The organism is Pseudomonas sp. Pseusp49, assembly GCF_059491875.1.
In genome coordinates, this window is sequence record NZ_CP168514.1 from 5,319,803 (window position 1) to 5,345,251 (window position 25,449).

The window sequence follows — 25,449 nt, forward strand, 5'->3', positions numbered from 1 at the left end:
CTCCACTCCCAGCAGCGGGGCACGCCGGAAGGATCAATCAGTCAATTCATGATTGGTAAAACGGGGTACTGAGTAACTACTGGGTAAGTCCATGGAGGTATTCCACAAGCCCCGGCGGGGCTGACGGGCGCAATGATACACCGCCTGACGGTTTTAAACGTTAAAAAATCTTGGCTGAAACAAGCGCTTGCACAACAAACCTGAGCATCGTCCTGATCCGTGAAAATGCGACGACGCAATCCGAGAGGAAAACACACGCCCCTTCGAAAATTGTAGCCGCCAGCCTTGAAAAGGAATGCCACGCAGGACGCACGGGAGCACACAGAGGCGATCTTCAACCAGCAGGAGCCAGCAAGACGCCAGGCACGCGTGGCGTTCGACGGGAAGGGATGCAAGAAGGGAAAAGCCAAATCCCGGACGGCAAAAAGCCCGCATAAAATGCGGGCTTTTTGTTGTATGGTGCACTCGACAGGATTCGAACCTGTGACCGCTCGGTTCGTAGCCGAGTACTCTATCCAGCTGAGCTACGAGTGCAATTTGTGTTTTTAGACCAGATCACAACTGGTTGAAGCCAAGTCATTCACATTACTGCAGATGACTCTTAAATGGTGCACTCGACAGGATTCGAACCTGTGACCGCTCGGTTCGTAGCCGAGTACTCTATCCAGCTGAGCTACGAGTGCATTTGTTGCCGCGCATTATAGGCCGTCTAATCTCTATGTCAAACACTTTTTCTAGTAATTTCAACAACTTACCGAAAAAGCCAGATTACAACGTACTAAGCAAATAATGGCGGAGAACGGGGGATTCGAACCCCCGACACCCTTTTGAGGTGTACTCCCTTAGCAGGGGAGCGCCTTCGGCCACTCGGCCAGCTCTCCGCAACACGGGGCGTATATTAACCAGCTTCTTCCCCGTTTGCAAACATAAAAAACGATAAAAATTAATGGCTTGGTTCTTCGTCCTTCTCTTTCTTGATACGCAGGTAAATTTCTTCCCGGTGAACAGCGACCTCTTTGGGGGCATTAACGCCGATGCGCACTTGATTTCCTTTGACGCCGAGTACGGTCACGGTGATTTCGCCATCACCGATAATCAGGCTTTCTGCACACCGACGAGTCAGAATCAGCATACCTTTCTCCTCACGCATTTCATTTCAGGGACAACAGTCTGCAAAAAAAAGGCACTCGACCCACAACCGGAGCGGTCGCAGCCCTACATGCCTGAGTATTGACTAGCGCGAGCAAAAGAACAGTCTCGGGGGTCACGCCATTCAAAAAAACAAAAGGCGCGGTCAGACCGCGCCTTCTGGCAAACGCATCACTCGCCCTGGCGGGCCGGTGCGTCCAGTTCGAAAGCCGTGTGCAGAGCGCGCACAGCCAGCTCCAGGTACTTCTCTTCGATCACTACGGAGACTTTGATTTCCGAGGTCGAGATCATCTGGATGTTGATGCTTTCCTTGGCCAGGGATTCGAACATGCGGCTGGCCACGCCTGCGTGAGAGCGCATGCCGACGCCGACGATCGAGACCTTGGCGATCTTGGTGTCGCCCACGACTTCACGGGCACCCAGCTCGCCAGCGGTTTTTTCCAGCACGGCTTGCGCCGCCTGGTAGTCGTTGCGGTGCACGGTGAAGGTGAAGTCGGTGGTGTTATCGTGCGCGACGTTCTGCACGATCATGTCGACTTCGATGTTCGCGGCACTGATCGGGCCGAGAATCTTGAAGGCAACGCCCGGAATGTCTGGCACGCCACGGATGGTCAGCTTGGCTTCATCGCGGTTGAAAGCGATACCGGAAATGATCGGCTGTTCCATGGTTTCCTCTTCATCAATAGTAATGAGGGTGCCCGGACCCTCCTTGAAGCTGTGCAGTACGCGCAGCGGAACGTTGTACTTGCCGGCGAACTCGACCGCGCGGATCTGCAACACCTTGGAACCGAGGCTGGCCATTTCCAGCATCTCTTCGAAGGTGATCTTGTCCAGGCGCTGGGCCACGGACACCACACGCGGGTCGGTGGTGTAGACACCGTCGACGTCGGTGTAGATCTGGCATTCGTCAGCCTTCAGGGCCGCCGCCAGCGCCACGCCGGTGGTGTCGGAACCGCCACGACCGAGGGTGGTGATGTTGCCGTGCTCGTCGACGCCCTGGAAACCGGCGACAACCACCACACGACCTGCCTTCAGGTCACCGCGAATCTTCTGGTCATCAATCTGCAAGATACGCGCTTTATTGTGCGCGCTATCCGTCAGAATCCGCACCTGATTGCCGGTGTACGACACCGCCGGCACGCCGCGCTTGATCAGCGCCATGGCCAACAGGGCAATCGTCACCTGCTCACCGGTGGAGACGATCACGTCCAGCTCGCGCGGAACCGGTTGGCCGTCGCCACTGATTTGCTTGGCCAGATCGATCAGACGGTTGGTTTCGCCGCTCATTGCAGACAGCACAACCACCAGGTCATCGCCGGCATCGCGGAATTTCTTAACCTTGTCGGCGACCTGCTCGATTCTCTCGACAGTGCCGACCGAGGTGCCTCCAAATTTCTGTACGATCAAAGCCATTTCAAAGCCGCCTCTGCCCATGAAGGGCGCCCAAATAATCACTCAAACAGCATTGCGGCCCGCCACTAGACTACGAGCCGCAAGCACTGCCTTATAGACCCTGCTCTACAAACGGAACGGTCAGCGCCAGTGCCGCATCCAGTGCGCCAGCGTCGGTACCGCCGCCTTGCGCCATGTCTGGACGACCACCGCCCTTCCCGCCCACTGCCGCAGCGGCTTGCTTCATCAAATCACCGGCTTTGAGTTGGCCAGTCAGGTCTTTGGTTACGCCTGCAACCAGAACGACCTTTTCCTCATGGACACTGCCGAGCAGGATCACTGCGCGGCCGAGTTTGTTTTTCAGTTGATCGACCAGCGCCAGCAGCGCCTTGCCATCCTGACCGTCCAGACGCACGGCCAGCACTTTCACACCCTTGACGTCCTGCGCCTGGGCCGACAGATCGTCGCCCGCGGCACTGGCAGCCTTGGCTTGCAACTGCTCGAGTTGCTTCTCCAGCAGACGGTTGCGCTCCAGCACAGCCGACAGCTTGTCGATCAGGTTGTCGCGGCTGCCCTTGACCAGGCTGGCCGCTTCCTTGAGTTGTTCTTCCGCCGCGTTCAAGTAAGCCAGCGCCGCAGCACCAGTGACGGCTTCAATACGACGCACACCCGATGCCACACCGCCTTCGCTGATGATTTTCAGCAGGCCGATGTCGCCGGTACGGTTGGCGTGGATACCGCCGCACAGCTCGACGGAGAAATCCCCCATGCTCAGTACGCGCACGCTATCGCCGTACTTCTCGCCGAACAGCGCCATGGCGCCTTTCTGCTTGGCGGTTTCGATATCGGTTTCTTCGGTTTCAACCTCGGAATTCTTGCGAATCTCGGCGTTGACGATTTCTTCCAGCGCTTTCAGTTGCTCAGGCTTGATCGCTTCGAAGTGGCTGAAGTCGAAGCGCAGACGCTGACTGTCGACCAACGAACCTTTCTGCTGGACGTGGTCGCCCAGTACCTGGCGCAATGCAGCGTGCAGCAAGTGAGTCGCCGAGTGATTCAGCGAAGTCGCGTGGCGCACTTCGGCGTCGACATGAGTCTCCACCGGAGTACCTACGATCAGGCTGCCCGAATCCAGCACGCCGTGGTGCAGGAACGCACCACCGGTCTTGGTGGTGTCGCGCACGTCGAAACGCGCAGCACCGGCCTGCAGGAAGCCGCAATCACCGATCTGGCCACCGGATTCCGCATAGAACGGTGTCTGATCGAGGACGATCACGCCCTCTTCGCCTTCGCTCAGCACGTCAACCGATTGCCCGTCCTTATAGAGAGCAACGATTTTGGCAGAACCGCTGTGAGCGGTGTAACCGGTGAACTCGGTGTCCACATCGACCTTGACCAGGCTGTTGTAGTCCATGCCGAAGGAGCTGGCGGAACGGGCACGGACGCGCTGGGCTTCCATTTCGCGCTCGAAACCTGCTTCGTCGATGGTCAGGCTGCGCTCGCGAGCGATGTCGCCGGTCAGGTCCATCGGGAAACCGTAGGTGTCGTAGAGTTTGAACACCACGTCGCCCGGCACCACGTCGCCTTTGAGTTCAGCCAGATCCTGCTCGAGGATCTTCAGCCCCTGCTCCAGGGTCTTGGCGAATTGCTCTTCTTCGGCCTTCAGCACGCGCTCGATGTGTGTCTGCTGGGATTTCAGCTCAGGGAAAGCCTCGCCCATCTCGGCGACCAGGGCCGCGACGATCTGGTAGAAGAAGCTGCCCTTGGCGCCCAGCTTGTTGCCGTGACGGCAGGCGCGACGGATGATCCGGCGCAGCACGTAGCCGCGGCCTTCGTTGGACGGCAGCACGCCGTCGGCGATCAGGAAGCCGCAGGAACGAATGTGGTCAGCCACGACTTTCAGCGAAGCCTGGGCGTCGTTGGTGCAGCCGATGGCCTTGGCCGACGCGCTCAGCAGGCTCTGGAACAGGTCGATTTCATAGTTCGAGTGAACGTGCTGCAGCACGGCACTGATCCGCTCCAGGCCCATGCCGGTGTCCACCGACGGCGCTGGCAGCGGGTGCAACACGCCATCGGCGGTGCGGTTGAACTGCATGAACACGTTGTTCCAGATCTCGATGTAACGGTCGCCGTCTTCTTCCGGCGAGCCCGGTGGGCCGCCCCAGATGTCGGCGCCGTGATCGTAGAAAATCTCGGTGCAAGGACCGCACGGGCCGGTATCGCCCATGGTCCAGAAGTTGTCGGAAGCGTACGGCGCGCCCTTGTTGTCGCCGATGCGCACCATGCGCTCGGCCGGAACCCCGATTTCCTTGGTCCAGATGTCGTACGCCTCGTCATCGCTGGCGTAGACGGTGACCCAGAGCTTTTCCTTCGGCAGGTTCAGCCATTTGTCGGAAGTCAGGAAGTTCCAGGCGTAGCTGATGGCATCACGCTTGAAATAATCGCCAAAGCTGAAGTTACCCAGCATTTCGAAGAAGGTGTGGTGACGAGCGGTATAACCGACGTTTTCCAGGTCGTTGTGCTTGCCGCCGGCGCGCACGCATTTCTGGCTGCTGACCGCGCGGGTGTACGCGCGTTTTTCCTGGCCCAGGAAGCAGTCCTTGAACTGGTTCATCCCCGCGTTGGTGAACAGCAGGGTTGGGTCGTTGCCCGGAATCAAAGAGCTGGAGGCTACACGGGTGTGGCCTTGCTCTTCGAAGAAGCGAAGGAAGGCTTCACGGATTTCTGCGCTTTTCATTAGGTTCTTCCACGGAGGCTGCGGCCAAAGGCCTGTTCGAAACGTCAACAGACGAAGCGACGGCAAAGGGCCGCATTATATCGGCCCTGCGCGCGGGGTACAGCGTGTTTATACGATAGAAACGGTCAATTGGAGCGCTAACGCTATCACTTGCGCGAAAAGTCGACGAATGTCGCGACGACTTGCTCGATTTGCCCACGGCTGACGTCCATGTGCGTGACCATGCGCAGACGCGCGGCCGCACTGAGCCTGATCCCGCGCTCAGCGGCAAAGGCCTTGAGCGCCTCGGCCTGGTCGCCCATCTGCACATATACCATATTGGTCTGTACCGGCTCGACCTCGAAGCCCGCCGCACGCAGGCCTTCGGCCAGCAACTGCGCGTTGGCATGGTCATCGGCCAGGCGCTGAACGTTGTGATCCAGCGCATACAGGCCCGCCGCCGCCAGAATACCGGCCTGACGCATGCCGCCACCGACCATCTTGCGCAGGCGCCGCGCCTTGCCGATCAGCTCGACCGAGCCGCACAGCACCGAACCGACCGGGGCACCCAGGCCTTTGGACAGGCACACCGAGACCGAATCGAAATACCGGGTGATTTCCCGGGCATCCACACCCAGCTTCACTGCCGCGTTGTACAGACGTGCGCCGTCCAGGTGCAGCTGCAAACCCTGCTCGCGGGTAAAGCTGCGCGCCCGGGCCAGGTATTCCAGCGGCAGGACCTTGCCCTGCATGGTGTTTTCCAGCGCCAGCAAGCGGGTGCGGGCGAAGTGGAAGTCGTCCGGTTTGATCGCCGCCGCGACCTGTGCCAGGTCCAGCGAGCCATCGGCCTGCACTTCCAGCGGCTGCGGCTGGATCGAGCCGAGCACCGCTGCGCCGCCACCTTCGTACTTATAGGTGTGGGCCTGCTGGCCGACGATGTACTCGTCACCGCGCTCGCAGTGGGCCATCAACCCCAGCAGATTGCTCATGGTCCCGGTCGGCACGAACAGCGCCGCGGCAAACCCCAGGCGCTTGGCCAGTTCGGCCTCCAGCTGATTGACCGTCGGATCTTCGCCATACACGTCGTCGCCGGTGGCGGCTTTGGCCATTGCGTCCAGCATGCCGGCGCAAGGTTGGGTGACGGTGTCGCTGCGAAGATCGATAACGCTCATGAATCTGGCCTCGGTAAGCAGGGGAAATCCCTTTCAGGAAAGAATTACTGCGGGCATGGCGGCGATTAATCAACCCTTGAACGAGTAAAAGACGAAATGCGCCCATGTGGGAGCGGGCTTGCTCGCGAAGGCGGACTGACAGTCGACATTTGCGCTGGATGTTAAACCGTCTTCGCGAGCAAGCCCGCTCCCACAGGTTCCCCACCTTTAGTGACCGGTATTGGTCATGCGCATATCGGAAATATGTGATAAAAACGCTGCGCCGCCAAACATTCCGGCGGCAAAAACGTTCTCAGGGCGGGGTGCAACTCCCCACCGGCGGTAATTGCGCGCAATGCGCATAGCCCGCGAGCGCTTGATGGCAGCACGGCTTCGGCGGTGCCTGACAGCAAGGTCAGCAGACCCGGTGTGATCCCGGGGCCGACGGTCATAGTCCGGATGAAGAGAGAACGGGATTGACGCCGCCTAGCTCTATACCAAAGCGCCGTCCGCAGGCATTCGTGCCTGCGTACCCTCAGATCCCCTTCGATTCATAACGCCCTGTTTTTTCACACAAACAGGAGTCAGAACATGCAACCCACCGCAATTGACAGCAAAAGCAAACACCATCACGGCGAGCGCGTCGCGTTCATCCAGGCCTGCTGGCACAAGGAAATCGTCGATCAGAGCCGTAAAGGTTTCCTCGCCGAAATGATTGCCCAGGGTTATCAGGAATCCGACATCGACTTCTTCGAAGTCGGCGGTGCCTTCGAAATGCCCCTGCACGCCAAGTTGCTGGCCAAGACCGGTCGTTATGCCGGCATCGTCGCGGCCGCCCTGGTGGTGGACGGCGGGATCTACCGTCACGAGTTCGTCGCCCAATCGGTGGTCAGCGGCCTGATGCAGGTTCAACTGGAAACCGAAGTGCCGGTGTTCTCGGTGTCCCTGACCCCGCACCACTTCCATGCCGGCGAAGAGCACCAGAAGTTCTTCTTCGAGCATTTCGTGCATAAAGGCCAGGAAGCGGCGAAAACCTGTGCGGATACGCTGATGAAGATCCGTGCGCTGCGCCGCACTGAACCTCGTGCGGTAGCCGTCTAACACCACAATCCCCTGTAGGAGCGAGCTTGCTCGCGATGGTCGTCAACGATAACGCTGGGTATCTGATACCCCGCGGCGTTCTCAAGTCCATCGCGAGCAAGCTCGCTCCTACAGGGGGCTTATCAGATCAGGCGAGGTTTTCGTCGGTGGTCGGCACCACCAGGATGCCTGCGCGCAGGCCATTCTTCACCCTGGGGTTCGGGAAGATGATCCGGGCGCCCTCCTCCTCGATGATCCAGCGGGTGTTGGCGATGTCTTCCGCCAGCAGGTAACCCACTTCCAGCTCCGAGAAGTTCTCGACGTCCGCCGGCAGGTTCAGGCGAAAGCTGTCGCTGTGCTTGATGATTTCCCGCGCCACGCTGTACAGCTGCAAACCGTCCAGTGCCGCTTCAGTCAGTTCCGGCTCGGTGCCTTCGATGATCTGCTTGAGGCGCGCCTCCAGCAGCGACACGTTGACCCCGGCGTTCTGCCCGAACGGCCGCGCCTTGCCCAACTCCAGGGTGAAGGCCTCGGCACCGAGCTTGTCGTAGGTGTAGGCGCTGAACACGATGGACGGCTTGTTCTGCAGCAACACCGCTTCCATACCGGCGGCACGCAGGCGCGCCAGTTCCTGGCGCGAATGCTGGCGGTCTTCTTTCCACGGGTACAGGGCGAACTGCTCGATTTTCGAGCCGCGAATCGCCGTGTGCAGGTCGTAGTGCAAGCGCTGACGGTCCGGCAGGCTGAAAAAGCTGGCCGCCAAACGCTCCAGCTCACAGGCGCGCAAGGCTTCGGAGCCGCTGCTTTGTTCATGACGGCCGTTGAACAGCCGATTGACGTCCTGCTCGACAAAGCGCTCGCCTTTGCGAATCGCTTCGGGGTTGCCGAACAGGAACAGAATACGTGCGCGCGGCTTCAGGTCGCCGCGGGCAATGTCGTGCAACAGGCGATCGAGCAACTCGATCGGTGCTGTTTCGTTGCCGTGGATCCCCGCCGACAGCAGCAGGTCCAAGCCATTGTCACGCGCTTCAGGTGGCCGGACTTCCAGCGCACCTTCGCTCAACCAGCGCATGCGCACGCCTTCGACAGTCAGTTGAGTCTTCTCCGCCGGTTCGCGGCCGGCGAGGGTCAGTTCAAGCAGTTTGCCGAGGGCGAGCATAGAGCGGTTTCCTTAGTGATCGTGGTTGCAGTCCGGGCCGTGAACATGGTCCTCATCGTCGGTGAGGTCAGCCGGTTCCATCTCCAGTTGCAGACTTACCAGATTAGTCGCCAATGGGCGCAGCAGCAGGTTGGCGTATTCGGCATCGCCTTCTTCGACGTCCACGCCGATCAGCAACTGGCCACGGCCGTCCTGCTGGATCCACAGCTCTTTGCCTTGCCACAGGACCGCGACGCGGGTGCAGGACGTCTCCAGTTGCGTGCCGTCGGTGTCTTCAAGGATCAGCTGCAGGGTATCGCTCATGTCTTTACGCTCTCGTTTGAGATGAAGCGACGCACTGCCATCCGGGGCAGCGCGTCGTCGATCAATTGATCTGGAATGGATAAACCGCGCCCAGTTTAAGGATTTGCGTCAGTTCATCCAGTGCCGTCCGGCACTCAAGCAACAATTGCGGGTCCGCCAGATCGTTTTCGGTCATGCGGTCGCGGTAGTGCTTCTCGACCCATTCGGTCAGTGTGCCGTACAACGGTGCCGTCATGATAACCCCTGGGTTGACGGCCGCCAGTTCGGTTTCGTTGAGTGCGACGCGCAACCGCAGGCAAGCCGGGCCACCGCCGTTCTGCATGCTCTGCTTGAGATCGAAGACTTTCACTTCGCGGATCAGCCCGCCGGAGCTGGTCAGACCCTGCAAGTATTGCCAGACACGCTCGTTGCCACGGCATTCTTCCGGCACGATCAACAGCATGGAGCCGTCAGGACGCGACAGCAGTTGGCTATTGAACAGGTAGGAACGAACCGCGTCTTCCACACTTACTGCGGAACGCGGTACGCAGACTGACTGAAATTTCCCACCGGCCTTGGCGAGTTTGCTCTGCAATTCAGCGAGCATCTTCTCGGTCTCGAGGAACGCGTCCTCGTGATAGAACAGCACCTCGCCATTACCCACGGCGATCACGTCGTTGTGGAACACGCCCTGATCGATCACCGACGGGTTCTGCTGGGCGTAGACCACGCCGTCATCACTCAAACCGTGCAGACGGGCAACGGCCTGGGACGCTTCGAGGGTCTGGCGCGCCGGGTACTTCTGCGGAGCCGGGTAGCGGGTGTCGAACGCGCTGCGGCCGAACACGAAGAACTCGACACCGGCTTCGCCGTATTCACGGCAGAAACGCGTGTGGTTGGCCGCCCCTTCGTCACCGAACTGCGCCACGGCCGGCAAGGCGGCATGGTGGGCGAAGTGTTTCTGGTCAGCGAACATCGCACCCAGCACGCGGCTGGTGGTCGGGTGTTCGATGCTGCGGTGATATTTGCAGTTGAGGTTGGCAGCGGTGAAATGCACACGGCCGTCAGCGGTGTCAGCGCTCGGGCTGACGGTGGCGGCGTTGGCCACCCACATGCTCGAGGCCGAGCAACTGGCCACCAGCAGCGGCATCGCGTCTTTGGCAGCGCGCTCGATCACTTGAGCGTCAGTGCCGCCAAAGCCCAGGCGACGCAATGCGGCCACGTCCGGGCGCTCTTGCGGTGCCAGCACGCCTTGCTGGAAACCCATTTCCATCAGCGCTTTCATCTTCGCCAGGCCCTGCAGCGCCGCCTCCTTGGGGTTGGAAGACTGCTGGCTGTTGCTCTGGGACGCGACGTTGCCGTAGGACAGGCCGCCGTAGTTATGGGTCGGCCCCACTAGACCGTCAAAATTGACTTCATAGGATTTCATCAGCGAGGCTCCACGAGAATCTGTTGTTATAGGCATCGAGTAACAATTGATTTAGACCGAGGCGCGGCCTTCGCGGGCAAGCCCGCTCCCACAGGTTCAGCAGTGTTCACAAATTTTGTGTTCGACGCAGTCCTTGTGGGAGCGGGCTTGCCCGCGAATGGGCGCTACGCCATCTTCACGCCTGGTGTCAGGGCCGCAGGCAACACCAGGCTCGGCGTTTCCAGCGAGGCCACCGGGTACGCGCAGTAATCCGCCGCGTAGTAGGCGCTGGCGCGATGGTTGCCCGAGGCGCCGACGCCGCCGAAGGGCGCGCTGCTCGCGGCACCGGTCAGCTGTTTGTTCCAGTTGACGATACCGGCACGGCTTTCCAGCCAGAATTGCTGGTAACGCGCTTCGGAGTCCGACAGCAGACCGGCGGCCAAGCCGTACGCGGTGTCGTTGGCTTCAGCGATCGCCGCTTCAAAATCAGCGTAGCGGATCACTTGCAGCAACGGGCCGAACAGCTCTTCGTCAGGACGATCGGCAACGGCGGTCACGTCCAGGATGCCTGGGGTCAGCAAGGCCGACTGAGCCTGAGGCTGGGTCATTTCCAACAGCGCCACGGCGCCATTGGACAGCAGGTGTTGCTGGGCGTCCATCAGCGCTTTTGCCGCACCGAGGGAAACCACCGAGCCCATGAATGGCGCCGGCTGTTGATCGAAGGCACCGACTTCAATTGTCGCGCTGACGGCCACCAGGCGCGCCAGCAGCGAGTCGCCCCAGGCACCCTGCGGCACCAGCAAGCGGCGGGCACAGGTGCAACGTTGGCCGGCGGAGATGAAGGCCGACTGAATGATGGTGTACACGGCGGCATCGAGGTCGGCGACCTGATCGACCACCAGTGGGTTGTTACCGCCCATCTCCAGCGCGAGGATCTTGTCCGGACGACCGGCGAATTGCTGGTGCAGGTGGTTGCCGGTACGGCTGGAACCGGTGAAGAACAGGCCGTCGATGCCCGGGTTCGCCGCCAGGGCGATACCGGTTTCGCGAGCGCCTTGCAGCAGGTTCAACACGCCCGCCGGCAGACCGGCCTCGATCCAGCACTTGACCGTCAACTCGGCCACTTTCGGTGTCAGCTCGCTGGGCTTGAACAGCACGCTGTTACCCGCCAGTAGTGCCGGCACGATGTGGCCGTTCGGCAAGTGGCCCGGGAAGTTGTAAGGACCAAACACCGCGACTACACCGTGAGGCTTGTGGCGCAGCACAGCGGTGGCGTCGCCCAGCGGGCCGCTCTTCTCGCCGGTACGTTCGCGGTAGCTCTGTACCGAGATGGCGATCTTGTTGACCATGCTGGTGACTTCGGTCGCCGCTTCCCACAGGGGCTTGCCGGTTTCTTCGCCGATGGTGCGGGCCAGTTCGTCCGCATGATTCTTCAGTGCGGCAGCAAAGGCCTCCAGCACCGAGATACGCTCTTCCAGGGTACGCCGCGCCCAGCCCGGGAACGCCTGACGCGCCGCCTGCACAGCCGACTCGACCTGAGCGGCGGTGGCACCGACGCCGGACCACAGCACCTGCTGGTTCACCGGGTTCAGCGATTCGAAGGCTTCGCCCTGACCGGTCAGCCATTCACCTGCGATGTAAAGCGACTTCATTATTTCGACTCCCGAGCTGCGGACAACGCCACGGCGCGCACTTGATCGCCAGCGTTGAGTTGAAGACGTTTGGCGGTCTGCTGATCGACTACCAGGGTGCCGGCGGCCAGACGTGCCGGCGCAGCAGTGATGCGGCAGTCTTCGCGCTTGCGGTTGTGGATGATGAATGGCGTGGCGTCATCACCCGGCGTGCCGACGGCCAGCACCAGCGCCTGGCTGTCGCGTACCGCACGGATCTTGCCGGTCTCGCATTCGATGGCCGGGCCTGCGTCGAAGATGTCGACGTAGCCCTGGTAGCTGAAACCTTCGCTCTTGAGCATGGCCAGCGCCGGTTCGGTGTCCGGGTGAACCTGACCGATCACGTTGCGCGCATCCGGCGACAGGAAGCAGGTGTACAGCGGGAATTTCGGCATCAGTTCGGCGATGAACGCCTTGTTGCCCACGCCGGTCAGGTAATCGGCCTGGCTGAATTCCATCTTGAAGAAGTGACGCCCCAGGCTTTCCCAGAACGGCGAACGCCCGGCTTCGTCGGAAACACCGCGCATTTCGGCGATGATCTTGTTGCCGAACAGTTGCGGGAATTCGGCGATGAACAGCATCCGCGCCTTGGACAGCATGCGGCCATTGAGACCGCTGCGGTAATCGGCGTGCAGGAACAGCGAGCACAGCTCGGAGTTGCCGGTCAGGTCGTTGGCCAGGAACAGCGTCGGGATTTCGCGATAGATGTTCAGCTCTTGGGAAGCGCTGACCGTCAGACCGACCCGGAAGTTGTACCAGGGCTCACGCAGGCCGACGGCGCCGGCAATGGCGGAAATGCCCACCACGCGACCGTCGTCGTCTTCGAGCACGAACAGGTAGTCCGCATCGCCCCGCCCGGCTTCGCCGCGAAAGGTCTTCTCGGCCCAGCCGACACGATGGGCCAGACGCTCTTCGTTGGCCGGCAAGGTGGTCAGGCCGGTGCCGGTGCTGCGGGCCAGGTCGATCAGAGCGGGTAAATCGCTGCTGCGTACGGGACGAACGATCATGCTATCTCCTCAAACGGGCCGCTTGCGCCACCCGTGAAACTCGCTGCTTTACTAAGCATTCACTCTTTATAGGCATAGCAGCAGGCGTTAAACCGCCACCAGGCGCACGCTGGCACCTTCACCGACGCCCAGGGCTTCGGCCGCTTCCAGGTCCAGGGTCACCGGTTTACCCGGCGCGTAGTCAAGCTCGAGCATGACTGCGCGGTAGTCCTGCAACTGGGCGTTGGCCACCAGGTACTGGCGACCGACACCTTTGACCGGCTCGCCGATCTTCACCGGCACCACGCGGCTCTGGGCAATCGAACGGATCCCCGAGACGCGGGCATGCAGGGTCGGGCCGCCGTCGAAAATGTCGATGTAGTGATCGGTCTCGAAGCCTTCGCGCATCAGGATGTCGAAGGTGATCTGCGCCCGCGGGTGCACCTGGCCCATCGCTTCTTGCGCGGAGTCCGGCAGCAGGGGCACGTAGATCGGGTAATGCGGCATCAGTTCGGCGAGGAACGTACGGCTCTTCAGGCCGCACAGACGCTCGGCTTCAGCGTAGTTGAGGTCGAAAAAGTTGCGCCCGATGGCATCCCAGAATGGCGAGTCGCCGTTTTCATCGCTGTAACCGACGATCTCGGTCACCACGGAATCGGCAAAACGCTCCGGATGGCTGGCCACGAACAGCAAGCGGCCACGGGAGTTGAGTTCCGACCACGGCGACCCCACCAGATCGCGCTGCACGTAGAAACTGGTCAGCAAGCTGTTGCCGGTCAGGTCGTGGCACTGGGAGAGCACGTGAATCTTGTTGTGAATCTTCAGCTCGCGCGAAGCGTGCACGAAGGTTTCGTTGCGAAAGCTGTAGAACGGCTCGGAGTAACCGGCCGACGCCACGATGGCCGAGCAACCGACCAGCTTGCCGGTGGCACTGTCTTCGAGGACGAAGAAATAGCTTTCCTCACCGTTGAAGCTCACTTCGGCGGCGAACGAGGCTTCGCTTGCCGCGATCTTGTCGCTCAGGCGCTCAACGTCATCCGGCAAGGAAGTGACACCAATCGGACTGTCCGCAGCCAGACGCTGTACCTCGCCCAGATCAGCCATTTGCGCGGGGCGCATCACCAGCATGGTGTCACTCCTTAATCTCAGAACTTACAGAAGAAAAATCCCGGGCCTACACAGAGATCAGTGTGGGAGCGGGCTTGCTCGCGAAAGCGGTGGGTCAGACAGTAAAAATGTTGACTGATACACCGCTTTCGCGAGCAAGCCCGCTCCCACATTTGATCGTGCCCGGCATCAAAATTGGGTTCGACGCCTGAACGGTCAGGCGTCGAAGGGTCTATCAGGCTTGCGTCAGTTTTGCCGCGGCACGTTCGAAGCGGTCCAGGCCGGCATCGATATCGGTGTCTTCCACCACCAGGCTTGGCGCGAAACGCACCACGTCCGGGCCGGCTTGCAGGACCATCAAGCCTTCTTTTTCAGCGGCGTTGAAGATGTCCTTGGCCTTGCCTTTCCACGCATCGCTCAACACGCAGCCGATCAACAGGCCCATGCCACGGACCTTGGTGAACAGGCCGTATTTTTCGCCGATCTGCTCAAGGCGCGCCTTGAACTTGTCGTGCTTGGCCTTGACGCCGGCCAACACCTCAGGGGTGTTGATCACGTCGATCACGGCTTCCGCGACCGCACACGCCAGCGGGTTGCCGCCGTAGGTGGTGCCGTGGGTGCCGACGACCAGGTGCTTGGCCAGGTCTTCGGTGGTCAGCATGGCGGCGATCGGGAAACCACCGCCCAGGCTCTTGGCGCTGGTCAGGATGTCCGGAGTCACGCCGTAATGCTGGTAGGCGAACAGGTGGCCGGTACGGCCCATGCCGGTTTGCACTTCGTCGAAGATCAGCAATGCGTTGTGCGCGGTGCACAGTTCGCGGGCACCTTGCAGGTATTCGAGTTCAGCCGGGATGACACCGCTTTCGCCCTGGATCGGCTCCAGCACCACAGCGCAAGTCTTGTCGGAAATGGCGGCTTTCAGCGCGGCCAGATCGTTGTACGGCACATGGGTGATGCCGGTGATCTTCGGACCGAAACCATCGGAGTACTTCGACTGGCCACCGACGTTCACGGTGAACAGGGTACGGCCGTGGAAGCTGTTGAGCGCGGCGATGATCTCGTACTTCTCGCTGCCGAAACGGTCGAAACCGACACGACGGGCCAGCTTGAAGGCGGCCTCGTTGGCTTCGGCGCCGGAGTTGCAGAAAAAGGCGCGGTCGGCAAAGGTGGCGTCGACCAGCTTGTGCGCCAGGCGCAGGGCCGGCTCATTGGTGAACACGTTGGACACGTGCCACAGCTTGTTCGCCTGCTCGGTCAAGGCACCGACCAGCGCCGGATGCGCGTGGCCCAATACGTTAACGGCAATCCCGCCGGCGAAGTCGATCAGCTCGCGACCGGACTGGTCCCAAACGCGGGAACCGGCGCCACGCACAGGAATGAATGCGGCAGGCGCATAGTTGGGAACCATTACCTGATCGAAATCGGCGCGTTGTACCGCAGCGTGCTCAACGGACATCGGAGTCTCCTGAAGAGAAAACACTCGCCTGAAACTGGCGAGCGATGGGGGGATTGTAAGGACAGTTTTCAGCCCGGCCTTGCCGCCAAGCGACAACTTCTTATAGCGCAAACCCCGGATTTTCCCGGGTTTACGGCAATGCGACATATAGGGTCGCAAAGGCGCAGTTTAACTGGCGGCGGACGTTTGCGGCAGGTCGCTGTGTCGTAACCCATGCCGATTCCGTGAATGCGGTAGATATGTACCGCGCGTCGTCTTCGATTACGGGTTTTCCTGACGGTCTATCAACCGCAAGGGTGGACCTGTCCCCATGAATACCGAAAATCCTGACATCCCTGAGACTTTCAGGCCCGACGCGCATTACCAGCATCTGATGAACGTCATTCCACCCTGGCTTCGCCAAACCACGCCAAAACGGCGTGAAGCGCTGCGCAACATCAAGCCGGTGTTGCCCACCCCCATCAGGGATGCATCCAAAGATCAGCACGCCGAACTCGGCCGACTCATTACCCGGCAGACGACGAGCCAGAACCGGGTCGATCAGGCCCTGGCGAATCTGCTCAACCCCACAGCCTTCGCCGAACCCATGCTCAAGGGCGCACTCAAGAAACGTTTCGGCCTGGAAGTGGACGTCGATAAAATCTTTCTGCGCCTTTACATTCCCGCGCACATCCCCTGGCTGCGCCTGAAGTCCGGAGCCGCACGCACCTGGACCGTGTCGTTGCTGGACGCCGCGCTGCACAACTTCGAAAGCGCAGAAACCGAGGCCGACGCCTTTGAGCCCGCCTCGACTTACATCACTGCGCCCTCTTCCACCGGGCACTTCAGCACCCTGCCACAGATTCTGGCGACGATGCCCATCACGGCGTTCACCCAACTGTGCCGCGAACTCGACATTGGTGAGCGCTATAAAAGGTACCTGGAAGACAACCTTGGCATCAGCAACCCGGTGGCTGCGGCGATCCTGCAACCGAAAATTCGCGAAAGCCAAAAAACCGCACTGACCGTCGCCCTGCAGATGGCGCAGATGCAAAACCTGCTGACCAGCGACGTTCATCAGCCGCTCCTTCGCCTGCTCTCCGATGCACACAGCCAATCCTGGCGATGCCATGACCTGACGATCATGAATGCCCGCCTGACCGGCATCGTGCTGTTCGCCCCGGAACTGGAGCGCGCCCGCGAAGCGGTCCGGGTAGTGGCCTACATTCCTGACGACCCCGAACATCCCATCAAGCAATACCCCTCATCGGCGGCATTCGCCAAGGAACTGAGCCAGCGCCTGCGCGCGCCCGACTATCAACAATTTTTCAGTCGTTTTATCAATCATGAAGACCGCGGTTACTTCTTCGCCGAGCTGAACAACCGCCTCGATCCCATCACCTGGCAACCGGTCCCACCCGGCGATCCACGGCCGACCTGGAGAGAAGCCCCCAACCAGCGTCCCGACCTGCAAATGGCAGCAACGCCGATCAGAGGCGACCTGTGGGTTCATCTCTATCAACGCAAACTCGACAAGATCCTCAATGACGCGCGCGTGATCGCAGTGTCGACGGCCACGGTCGACCGCAAGGCCCGATGGGCGTTATGGGACTCCTTCACGGAAATCGCCTCGGCGCTGCTGAACATCGCAGCCTTCATCGCGTTGCCGTTCGTCCCGTTCCTTGGCGAGCTGATGCTGGCTTACACGGCCTATCAGCTGCTGGATGACACCTTCGAAGCTGTTGTCGACTGGGCTGAAGGCCTGACCAACGAAGCCTTCGAGCATTTCATGGGGATGGTTGAATCTGCAGTGCAACTGGGCACTTTCGCGGCCGGTGGCATGATCGCCGTCAGCGAATTTCGCGCGGTCCTGCCCCGGGAGGTCGTGCAATTCATTGACCGCTTCAACGCCGTGAAACGCCCCAATGGCGAAACCCGCTATTGGCAGCCCGACCTGACGCCTTACGAACATACCGTCGCGACCCCCAACGACGCGCAACCCGACTCGATGGGACTGCACGCCCATCAAGGCAAAACCCTGCTGACACTGGACAACAGCCGTTACTCCGTGACAGAGGATCCGCTGACGGGGGGCCATCGTATCCAGCACCCCACGCGTCCCGAAGCTTATCAGCCCACCCTGAGGCACAACGGAAAAGGCGCCTGGCACACCGAACTCGAGCAGCCACTGACCTGGGACCAGGCCACCCTGCTGCGGCGTATCGGTCCGGACATGCAGCGTTTTTCCGCGAGCGAACGCGAGCGCATCCTCAGCATCAGCGGCTGCCACGAAAACGCCTTGCGCAAGATGCATGTCGACGCCGAACAACTACCGCCGCTGCTGGCCGACACCCTCAAACGCTTCAAGATTGATCAGGACCTGCAGATCTTCATTGATCAAATCGGCAGCGATCGTGCAGACGATTACCTGAAGGCTGATCCGCTGATGCAACTGGAACTGCTCTGCGACTACGGTAACTGGCCAGCGGACAAGGGTCTGCGACTGATCGACGCAACAGGAGAAACCCTCTGGGAGCGCGGCATAGGCAACCGGGTCGTGGTGCAGATCAATCAAGCGCAACTGGACAATGGCGACCTGATCACCCCCCTGCTGCAACACCTCGACAGCACCGATGCACGCTCAGTGCGCCGCTACCTGACAACGCTTGCCGCCGACAAACGGGAAACCCTCTTCAGCCAGCGCTACCGCAAAATCGAACAAGGTGCGCGCCCCTTGGTCCAGCGCATTATCGACAGCGAGCCCGGTTTGCCAACCAGCCTCGCTGAAGCACTGCTCGACAGCGCCAGTGCCGCTGAACGCGAGCAACTGGAGCGTGGAATCTTGTCCAAACGCCTCGCCGAACTGGCACAGGAGGCCGGCCTGCAGGTGCGCGTCACTCGCGCTTATGAAGGGCTCTACCTGTACTCGACGCGCAACCATCTCGACACCGATCGCCTGGCGTTACACACCCTGGAACGCTTGCCTGGCTGGTCGGGACAACTGCGCCTGGAAATCCGCCAATACACCCACAATGGACCGCTTATCGACAGCATTGGCGAGCCGGACGCGCCCTTGCGCAAGCTGCTGGTGCTGACCGATGAAGGGGGTTATCAGGCCTACGACGACGCCGGTGAACAACTCAGCGGCACCGACTCCCTCTATTCCAGCCTGTTACAGGCACTGCCCGACAGCGAGCGAATCGCCCTCGCCCTCAACATCGGTGAGGGCGAAAGGCTCAAGCAGCTGATTCGCACCCACGCGCTCACTCCTGAAGCATTGCGTGCGCTGCTGGCGCAACGGCCGAATATCAAGCCTGCCTACGATCCGGCGGTGATGCGCTTGCTGGGCGGGGGCGATGGTTATCACCGGATGCCGGTCAATACCCCTTCATTACAAAGCCACATCTTTCGGCTGTTCCCCCATCTGACCCCAGAGGAACTGCAAGCCTTTGCCGCACGATTGCAAGGCAATCCCGGCGGACCGCGCGCAGAACTCCAGCGCCTGTTTAACCAACACACGCAATTGTTTGAGCAATTGAGCGCCTGGCGCGAAGAGATCCCACTGCATGTTCCGGGTACGCAAACCCGCTTGAGCGTCGAGCAGCTCGCCAGTCAACGGCTTGCGCGCCGGCAAATGACAGCCAGTTTGCTCGACGGCTGGCGGCGTCAGGCCACCTACGACAGCGCCCATGGCGTACCGGTTTCCTTTGAGTTTTCCCAGCCGGTTGTTGGCGAGCTGCCAAAGTTGAACGTCGATTTCCCTCAGGTGCGCAGCGTGACACTTGAAGGTCATCGTGCCACCCGTGGTGTGAATGATTTTTTGAAGGGGTTTTCCAGTCTCAACCGCCTGGCGCTACGCAACTTCGAACTGGGGCAGTTGCCGGACGCCATTGCCCAATGGCCCCAACTCGACGCACTCATCCTCAGCGACTGCGCCGTGACCCTCACAGAACAGAGTCGCGCCACCCTGTCTGGCCTGAATCAATTGACTGCGCTCGACCTGTATAAAAACCCGCTCGGTGAGTGCCCTTCCCTGACAAACATGCCGAAGCTGAACTACGTCGATCTTTCCGGTACCGGAATTACCCGCATTCCCGACGGCCTGGTGAATCACCCGAGCATTCGAACCGCCATTTTGAATGACAACCAGATCACCGAGTTGCCCACTGCCCTCTTCGATCTGCCCGACGACCTCACCGAGGGCTTTGATTTTGGCAACAACCCTCTGTCCCCGACCACCCGGGAACACATCAAACGTCACTATCAGCGAACCGAAAAGGACTTTGGAGTCCATGCCGAACAGGTCGATATCGATCGCGTCAAAGCCCTCTACCCAAGTCTGGACAACGAAGAGGCCAGCGATTTCGCCTATCGCTTACCCGGCACCCTCGCAGAGGGTCGAACCGACCTGACCCGTCGCGAGCTCGAACTCACCCGACTCGGTATCGAGCTGAGCCGGTGGACGGCCGATGTGCCCGACACCCATTCCGTTACTGGCGCCCCGCTGACGGCCGAGGAGATTTTTGCCGAGCACGTCAAAAGAGACGAATTCAAGCAAAACCTGGAACGCTGCTGGCGCCAGATCCCCATCGAAAACATGGCCGTGGGTGAGTACGGATTCGTCTCACACCTGGCCATCATGGGTGACCTTCCGACGCTGTCAGCCGACTTCAGTCATGTGCCCGAAATGTACCTGACGACCGCCCAAGGCATTGCACCTGGACTTGGCCGGTTCCTGGACAGTTTTGCCAACCTGGACACCCTGACCGTACGCGGATACCGACTGGGCAACCTTCCCGAAGCCATCTTCAGAATGGGCAGGTTGTCGGTGCTGAGCTTGTCGGAGTGCGGCATTACGCTGACTCAGGAAACGGTAGAGGCCCTGGCGGGCATGGAGCACCTTGACCACTTGAGCCTGCGGGACAATCCACTCGGCCCAAGCCCTGACCTTAGCCACATGACAGAAATATCCTCACTGGACTTGAGCCATACGGGCATCACTGAAATCCCCAAGGGCGTGCTGAGCATCACGACCTGGACCGACGTCGACCTGAGCTTCAACGCCATTACCGAGATGCCGCCCGAACTCATGGAGGTGGACCCGGGTGTCGGAGAAAGCTTTGACTTCAGCGGCAACCCGTTCAATGCGCAAAGCTTGCAACGCATCGCTGCGTACTTTCGCGCAACCGAGAATGATCTGGGTATCGACGAGATAGCCGACATGCCGGTGCCGGAGGATGGGGCGCCCGACACCGACATTGAAGACTGAGTACTGGCTAACCGCGTTCCGGCGGCACCGATGACAATTCGAACGGGCTGCTGCTGCGCCGCTGGTTGCGATCTTCCCGCGGCGTGGCACCGAAGAAATTGCGATAGGCGCTGGAGAAATGCGGCCCCGAGGAGAAGCCACAGGACAGGCCGATCTGGATGATCGACTTGCTGGTTTGCATCAACATCTGCCGGGCCTTGTTCAGGCGCAGCTCCAGGTAGTACTGGCTCGGCACACGGTTGAGGTATTGCTTGAAGATCCGCTCCAGCTGCCGACGGGACACGCACACGTGCTGGGCGATTTCGTCGGTGGTCAGCGGCTCTTCGATGTTGGCTTCCATCAGCAACACGGCTTGCGTGAGCTTCGGATGGCTGGAGCCGAGACGGTTCTGCAACGGGATACGCTGGCGCTCGCCGCCCTCGCGGATGCGCTCGACCACCAGCTCTTCGGATACGGCACCCGCCAGCTCCGCACCATGGTCGCGGGCCAACACGGCCAGCAACAAGTCGAGCACCGACATGCCGCCGCACGCGGTCAGGCGATCGCGATCCCAGTCGAACAGGTGGCTGGTGGCGATGACCTTGGGGAAACGTTCGGCGAAATCATCCTGCCAGCGCCAATGCACCGCCGCGCGATAACCATCGAGCAAACCAAGTTGCGCCAACGGGTACACACCGGCCGACAGACCGCCGATCACGCAACCGGAACGCACCAGCTGTTTGAGCGCACTGCTGAGCGCCGGCGCCAGTGCGGTCGGTGGCTCGTCAGCGAGCAGGAACAGTTTCTGGAAGTTTTCCAACTTGCCGGTCCATGCCTCACCCGGCAATTGCCAGGCACTGTCGGCCGCGGCGTCTGTAATGGCTTCGGCCTGCAGGAACGACAGTTCATAGACAACGTCCGGATGCACACGCTGGGCAACACGCAAGGCCTCCTCAGCCAGCGCAAGCGTCAGTGCTTTAGTGCTGGGCCAAATCAGGAAACCAATTCGATGGGCAGTCATGGTGGGCAATCCGAAGCGAAGAACAGAGATGAAGGCATGGGCCAATGCTAGCCCGTAAATGAACGCAAATCTCGAAACCAACCGAGATCAAACACAGGAGCCGCCTGCCACCCCACCCTGTAGGAGCTGCCGAAGGCTGCGATCTTTTGATCTTAAAAAAACAAGATCAAAAGATCGCAGCCTCGTTTCACTCGACAGCTCCTACACACGGGATCGGGGCTGGCCTCTAAACGGCGAAGCATGCACTATTCAGGTGCACAACGGCAGTCCTGATTACTTCAAGCTGCCGGACAGGAACTGCTGCAGACGCTCCGATTGCGGATTGACCAGCACTTCACGCGGGTTGCCGCTTTCTTCGACCACACCTTTGTGCAGGAACACCAACTGGTTCGACACTTCACGGGCGAAACCCATTTCGTGGGTCACCACGACCATGGTCCGGCCTTCCTGGGCCAGGGCCTGCATGACTTTCAACACGTCGCCCACCAGCTCCGGGTCGAGGGCCGAGGTCGGTTCGTCGAACAGCATCACCTCAGGTTCCATCGCCAGTGCACGGGCAATCGCCACGCGCTGCTGCTCGCCGCCGGACATGTGGCCCGGGTAAGCATCTTTGCGATGGGCCACGCCGACCTTGTTCAGGTAGTGCTCGGCTTTTTCCCGGGCTTCTGCCTTGGACACGCCGAGCACGTGCACCGGCGCTTCCATGATGTTTTCCAGCGCGGTCATGTGCGACCACAGGTTGAAATGCTGGAACACCATCGACAGGCGCGAACGCATGCGTTGCAGCTGTTTCGGGTCGGCGGCTTTCAACGCGCCGTCCTTGTTCGCCACCAGCTTCAACTCTTCGTTGTTGAGCAGGATCTTGCCCGCGTGCGGCTGCTCCAGCAGGTTGATGCAGCGCAGGAAGGTACTTTTGCCGGAGCCACTGGAGCCGATGATGCTGATCACATCGCCGGCTGCCGCTTTCAGGGACACGCCCTTGAGCACTTCGTGACTGCCATAGCGTTTATGCAGGTCTTGGACTTCAAGTTTGTACATGCGGTCGGTTCTCACAAAAACAGTCAGTCAGTCGTTGAGCAAGCGCCCGTGACGCAGCGCTTCGCGCCCCGCCACCTTGGCCAGCCAGAAACCGGGTTGGGCATAACGCAGCCGTTCAATGGCAAACAGCACCCCGGACGTACCAGCACACACCGTGCTGACCCGATCCGCCAACGGATCGATCACTTCAAAAATCTCGTCGCCCGCTTCAACCCACTCACCGGGCTTACGCAGGAAACTCACCACACCGGGGTGTGGCGCGAACAACAATTCAGTGCCTTCGAATGGCAAGCCCTCGCAAGGCTCTTGCGCAGCTTTTGGCCATTCACCGCCAATCAGGCCTTGCTCGGCAAGGAACGCCAGAATGCCTTCGGCATAAGCCTCTGCTTGGGCGCGCCCGGTGTCGGCCTGACCACCCAATTCAATGGTAGTCGCCAGGCAGGCCAGCGGAATTTGCGCCTCCGGGAACAGACGCGACAGGCGCAACCACGGCAACGAGCAGGCTTCGTCGAACGAACTGCCGCCGGAATCTTCCGCCAGTAAACCGACCCGCACGTTCAGGTGCGCAGCCAGCGAACGCCACTGCGGCCAGTGCTGCGGCAAGGCGTACATGTGCAGCGCCGCTTCGGCATCGCAATGCAGATCCAGCACCACATCGGCGGTGCAGGCGTGGCCGAGCAGAACGCGCTGCATACCCTGCAACTGGCTGCTCGCCTCTGGCAAAGCGGCCAGATGATCGACCATCGCCTGACGGATCAGGCGAATGTTGGCGTGCGGATCGTCACCCAGGCTATCTGCCAAGGCAGCCGCCACAGGTGCGCTCAACTCGACGAAATCGCGGTTGAAGTTCTTGCCGCTGCCCGCCTCGAAACGCCCTTGATGATTGCCCTGAAGCAGTTGACCCAGACCCAGTGGATTAGCCACCGGCACCAGTTCGACCACACCGTTGAGCAAGCCCTGGGCTTCGAGTTCGGCCAGACGCTTTTTCAGCTCGAACGCCGTGCGCATGCCCGGCAGCTCATCGGCATGCAGGCTGGCCTGGATATAGGCCTTGCGCTCGCCACTGCCGAAGCGGAACACCGAAATATGGCGTTCGCTGCCCAGGTGGCTCCACGGCAAAGCATGATCGATGCGTTCCATATCAGTGCTTCCGCGGGGCCAGGTAGCCCAGCCAGCGGCGCTCGGCCATCTTGAACAGCTTCACCAGGATGAAGGTCAGGCACAGGTAGAACACGCCAGCGGTGATGTAGGCCTCGAACGGCAGGTAGAACTGGGCGTTGACCGTGCGCGCGGCACCGGTGATGTCGATCAGGGTCACGATGGACGCCAGACTGGTGGTCTGCAGCATCATGATCACTTCGTTGCTGTACTGCGGCAGCGCCCGGCGCAGGGCCGACGGCAGCAGGATGCGCTTGTACATCTTGAACCGCGACATGCCCATGGCCTTGGCAGCTTCGATCTCGCCGTTCGGCGTGGCGCGCAGGCTGCCGGCGATGATCTCGGCGGTGTAGGCACTGGTGTTGATCGCGAACGCCAGGCACGCACAGAAGGTTGCGCTGGACAGCCACGGCCAGAGGAAGCTCTCACGCACCGCTTCGAACTGCGCCAGACCGTAGTAGATCAAAAACAGCTGCACCAGCATCGGCGTGCCGCGGATCACGTAGGTGTAGAGCCAGGCGGACATGTTGACCACCGAGTTCTTCGAGACGCGCATCAGGCCCAGCGGCAATGCGCACAGCAAGCCGAAGAACAGCGACAGCGCGAGCAGTTTGAGGGTGGTCACCAGGCCGCCGAAGTACAGCGGCAAGGCCTCCCAAATGACGTTGTAGTCGAAGATCATAGATCAGCCGCCCTTACGCCTACCGAGTAGCGCTTCTCAAGGTGACGCAATGCCAGCAACGACACACTGGTGATCACCAGGTACATCGCCGCCACTGCGAGGAAGAAGGTGAAAGGCTCGCGGGTGGCATCGGCCGCCTGCTTGGCCTTGAACATCATGTCCTGCAGGCCCACCACCGAAATCAGCGCGGTCGCCTTGGTCAGAACCAGCCAGTTGTTGGTGAAACCCGGAATCGCCAGACGAATCATCTGCGGCACCAACACCCGGAAGAACACCTGCAAACTGCTCATGCCGTACGCCATGCCGGCTTCGGCCTGACCCTTGGGGATCGCCATGAACGCGCCCCGGAAGGTTTCCGACAGGTACGCACCGAAGATGAAACCCAGGGTGCCGATACCGGCGGCCAACGGATTCAGGTCGATGTACTCGTCAAAACCGAGCAGCGGTGCGACGCGGTTGAGCAGGTCCTGGCCGCCGTAGAAAATCAGCAGGATCAGCACCAGGTCGGGAATACCGCGGATCACCGTGGAATACAGGTCGCCCAGCCAGGCCAGCCAGCGCACCGGCGACAGACGCAGTGCCACGCCGATCAGGCCCAGAACGATGGCCAGGGCCATGGACGACAAGGCGAGCTGAAGCGTCAGCCAAGCGCCATCGAGGATGACAGCCCCGTAGCCTTTCAACATGATTCAGGTCCTCGAAAGTTGGGATGAAAAAATGGCGCAAACCTCAGAGATCCTGCTGCTTGCGCCATTTCGGACTTGTCGCCG

At 60.6% G+C, this 25,449-nt stretch carries 18 protein-coding genes, 3 tRNA genes and 1 riboswitch; of the genes, 2 read left to right on the plus strand and 19 right to left on the minus strand.

The features are described 5' to 3' along the window. Positions 1-457: 457 nt before the first annotated feature. The 7 genes from ACEN83_RS23615 to ltaE all read right to left on the minus strand — a co-directional run bounded on the left by ACEN83_RS23615 (position 458) and on the right by ltaE (position 6,426). Positions 458-534, minus strand: a tRNA-Arg gene (locus ACEN83_RS23615). 72 nt (positions 535-606) lie between these two features. Further along, a tRNA-Arg gene (locus tag ACEN83_RS23620) sits at positions 607-683 on the minus strand. A 107-nt stretch (positions 684-790) separates the two neighbouring features. Beyond that, a tRNA-Ser gene (locus ACEN83_RS23625) sits at positions 791-881 on the minus strand. Positions 882-943: 62 nt separating this feature from the next. Beyond that, the gene (gene csrA, locus ACEN83_RS23630; protein WP_002554426.1) at positions 944-1,132 is read right to left on the minus strand and encodes a carbon storage regulator CsrA; all 189 of its coding nucleotides are present in this window, start codon (positions 1,130-1,132) and stop codon (positions 944-946) included. Between the two features lie 188 nt (positions 1,133-1,320). Then, on the minus strand, positions 1,321-2,562 hold the full coding sequence (locus ACEN83_RS23635; protein WP_007971040.1) for an aspartate kinase: 1,242 nt from the start codon (positions 2,560-2,562) through the stop codon (positions 1,321-1,323). A gap of 91 nt (positions 2,563-2,653) precedes the next feature. Beyond that, positions 2,654-5,275 carry an alanine--tRNA ligase gene (gene alaS, locus ACEN83_RS23640; RefSeq protein ID WP_495578587.1) on the minus strand — a complete coding sequence of 874 codons (2,622 nt, stop codon included), beginning with the start codon at positions 5,273-5,275 and terminating at the stop codon, positions 2,654-2,656. Positions 5,276-5,421: 146 nt separating this feature from the next. Next, positions 5,422-6,426 carry a low-specificity L-threonine aldolase gene (gene ltaE / locus ACEN83_RS23645; protein WP_495578588.1) on the minus strand — a complete coding sequence of 335 codons (1,005 nt, stop codon included), beginning with the start codon at positions 6,424-6,426 and terminating at the stop codon, positions 5,422-5,424. Between the two features lie 284 nt (positions 6,427-6,710). Next, a riboswitch (FMN riboswitch) is annotated at positions 6,711-6,881 on the plus strand. Between the two features lie 115 nt (positions 6,882-6,996). Between ltaE and ACEN83_RS23650 the strand changes: the two genes are divergently transcribed. Beyond that, positions 6,997-7,506, plus strand: a complete 510-nt coding sequence (locus ACEN83_RS23650; protein WP_102699825.1) for a 6,7-dimethyl-8-ribityllumazine synthase — start codon at positions 6,997-6,999, stop codon at positions 7,504-7,506. Positions 7,507-7,633: 127 nt separating this feature from the next. On the opposite strand, the gene astE is transcribed toward ACEN83_RS23650, so the two are convergent. The 7 genes from astE to ACEN83_RS23685 form a co-directional block, all read right to left on the minus strand. Then, positions 7,634-8,644, minus strand: coding sequence for a succinylglutamate desuccinylase (astE, locus tag ACEN83_RS23655; RefSeq protein ID WP_116579903.1), 1,011 nt, complete (start codon positions 8,642-8,644; stop codon positions 7,634-7,636). Between the two features lie 12 nt (positions 8,645-8,656). Further along, positions 8,657-8,947, minus strand: a complete 291-nt coding sequence (locus ACEN83_RS23660) for a hypothetical protein (protein ID WP_007971029.1) — start codon at positions 8,945-8,947, stop codon at positions 8,657-8,659. Between the two features lie 61 nt (positions 8,948-9,008). Beyond that, complete coding sequence (gene astB, locus ACEN83_RS23665; RefSeq protein WP_102699826.1) at positions 9,009-10,355, minus strand: N-succinylarginine dihydrolase; 1,347 nt, start codon at positions 10,353-10,355, stop codon at positions 9,009-9,011. A gap of 164 nt (positions 10,356-10,519) precedes the next feature. Next, positions 10,520-11,989 carry a succinylglutamate-semialdehyde dehydrogenase gene (astD, locus tag ACEN83_RS23670; RefSeq protein WP_495580908.1) on the minus strand — a complete coding sequence of 490 codons (1,470 nt, stop codon included), beginning with the start codon at positions 11,987-11,989 and terminating at the stop codon, positions 10,520-10,522. Next, entirely contained in the window at positions 11,986-13,011 is a 1,026-nt protein-coding gene (astA, locus tag ACEN83_RS23675) for an arginine N-succinyltransferase (RefSeq protein WP_007971025.1), read from the minus strand. The genes astD and astA overlap by 4 nt, the downstream gene beginning before the upstream one ends. 87 nt (positions 13,012-13,098) lie before the next feature. Then, positions 13,099-14,118 (minus strand): arginine/ornithine succinyltransferase subunit alpha, encoded by a 1,020-nt coding sequence (aruF, locus tag ACEN83_RS23680; RefSeq protein WP_007971023.1) that lies wholly within the window; start codon positions 14,116-14,118, stop codon positions 13,099-13,101. Positions 14,119-14,332: 214 nt separating this feature from the next. Then, positions 14,333-15,553 carry an aspartate aminotransferase family protein gene (locus ACEN83_RS23685; protein WP_495578589.1) on the minus strand — a complete coding sequence of 407 codons (1,221 nt, stop codon included), beginning with the start codon at positions 15,551-15,553 and terminating at the stop codon, positions 14,333-14,335. A 310-nt stretch (positions 15,554-15,863) separates the two neighbouring features. Between ACEN83_RS23685 and ACEN83_RS23690 the strand changes: the two genes are divergently transcribed. Then, a complete protein-coding gene (locus ACEN83_RS23690) occupies positions 15,864-20,801 on the plus strand; it encodes a dermonecrotic toxin domain-containing protein (protein ID WP_495578590.1) in 4,938 nt (1,645 codons plus the stop codon). Between the two features lie 7 nt (positions 20,802-20,808). Here ACEN83_RS23690 and argR read toward each other — a convergent pair whose 3' ends face one another. The 5 genes from argR to ACEN83_RS23715 form a co-directional block, all read right to left on the minus strand. Continuing rightward, a complete protein-coding gene (gene argR, locus ACEN83_RS23695) occupies positions 20,809-21,801 on the minus strand; it encodes a transcriptional regulator ArgR (RefSeq protein WP_007971017.1) in 993 nt (330 codons plus the stop codon). Between the two features lie 273 nt (positions 21,802-22,074). Further along, positions 22,075-22,839: an ABC transporter ATP-binding protein gene (locus ACEN83_RS23700; RefSeq protein ID WP_007971015.1), complete on the minus strand. Its 765-nt coding sequence runs from the start codon at positions 22,837-22,839 to the stop codon at positions 22,075-22,077. 27 nt (positions 22,840-22,866) lie between these two features. Further along, positions 22,867-23,979 carry a M14 family metallopeptidase gene (locus ACEN83_RS23705; RefSeq protein ID WP_495578591.1) on the minus strand — a complete coding sequence of 371 codons (1,113 nt, stop codon included), beginning with the start codon at positions 23,977-23,979 and terminating at the stop codon, positions 22,867-22,869. 1 nt (position 23,980) lies between these two features. Continuing rightward, entirely contained in the window at positions 23,981-24,679 is a 699-nt protein-coding gene (locus ACEN83_RS23710) for an ABC transporter permease (protein WP_007971009.1), read from the minus strand. Further along, entirely contained in the window at positions 24,676-25,365 is a 690-nt protein-coding gene (locus ACEN83_RS23715) for an ABC transporter permease (protein ID WP_007971008.1), read from the minus strand. Before ACEN83_RS23715 ends, ACEN83_RS23710 begins: the two co-directional genes overlap by 4 nt. Positions 25,366-25,449: the final 84 nt, after the last annotated feature.

Excerpts from the sequence above, each read along its gene's own strand:
- csrA (WP_002554426.1), bottom strand. The coding sequence starts at position 1,132 with ATGCTGATTCTGACTCGTCGGTGTGCAGAAAGCCTGATTATCGGTGAT.
- ACEN83_RS23635 (WP_007971040.1), bottom strand. The coding sequence starts at position 2,562 with ATGGCTTTGATCGTACAGAAATTTGGAGGCACCTCGGTCGGCACTGTC.
- alaS (WP_495578587.1), bottom strand. The coding sequence starts at position 5,275 with ATGAAAAGCGCAGAAATCCGTGAAGCCTTCCTTCGCTTCTTCGAAGAG.
- ltaE (WP_495578588.1), bottom strand. The coding sequence starts at position 6,426 with ATGAGCGTTATCGATCTTCGCAGCGACACCGTCACCCAACCTTGCGCC.
- ACEN83_RS23650 (WP_102699825.1), top strand. The coding sequence starts at position 6,997 with ATGCAACCCACCGCAATTGACAGCAAAAGCAAACACCATCACGGCGAG.
- astE (WP_116579903.1), bottom strand. The coding sequence starts at position 8,644 with ATGCTCGCCCTCGGCAAACTGCTTGAACTGACCCTCGCCGGCCGCGAA.
- ACEN83_RS23660 (WP_007971029.1), bottom strand. The coding sequence starts at position 8,947 with ATGAGCGATACCCTGCAGCTGATCCTTGAAGACACCGACGGCACGCAA.
- astB (WP_102699826.1), bottom strand. The coding sequence starts at position 10,355 with ATGAAATCCTATGAAGTCAATTTTGACGGTCTAGTGGGGCCGACCCAT.
- astA (WP_007971025.1), bottom strand. The coding sequence starts at position 13,011 with ATGATCGTTCGTCCCGTACGCAGCAGCGATTTACCCGCTCTGATCGAC.
- aruF (WP_007971023.1), bottom strand. The coding sequence starts at position 14,118 with ATGCTGGTGATGCGCCCCGCGCAAATGGCTGATCTGGGCGAGGTACAG.
- ACEN83_RS23685 (WP_495578589.1), bottom strand. The coding sequence starts at position 15,553 with ATGTCCGTTGAGCACGCTGCGGTACAACGCGCCGATTTCGATCAGGTA.
- ACEN83_RS23690 (WP_495578590.1), top strand. The coding sequence starts at position 15,864 with ATGAATACCGAAAATCCTGACATCCCTGAGACTTTCAGGCCCGACGCG.
- argR (WP_007971017.1), bottom strand. The coding sequence starts at position 21,801 with ATGACTGCCCATCGAATTGGTTTCCTGATTTGGCCCAGCACTAAAGCA.
- ACEN83_RS23700 (WP_007971015.1), bottom strand. The coding sequence starts at position 22,839 with ATGTACAAACTTGAAGTCCAAGACCTGCATAAACGCTATGGCAGTCAC.
- ACEN83_RS23705 (WP_495578591.1), bottom strand. The coding sequence starts at position 23,979 with ATGGAACGCATCGATCATGCTTTGCCGTGGAGCCACCTGGGCAGCGAA.
- ACEN83_RS23710 (WP_007971009.1), bottom strand. The coding sequence starts at position 24,679 with ATGATCTTCGACTACAACGTCATTTGGGAGGCCTTGCCGCTGTACTTC.
- ACEN83_RS23715 (WP_007971008.1), bottom strand. The coding sequence starts at position 25,365 with ATGTTGAAAGGCTACGGGGCTGTCATCCTCGATGGCGCTTGGCTGACG.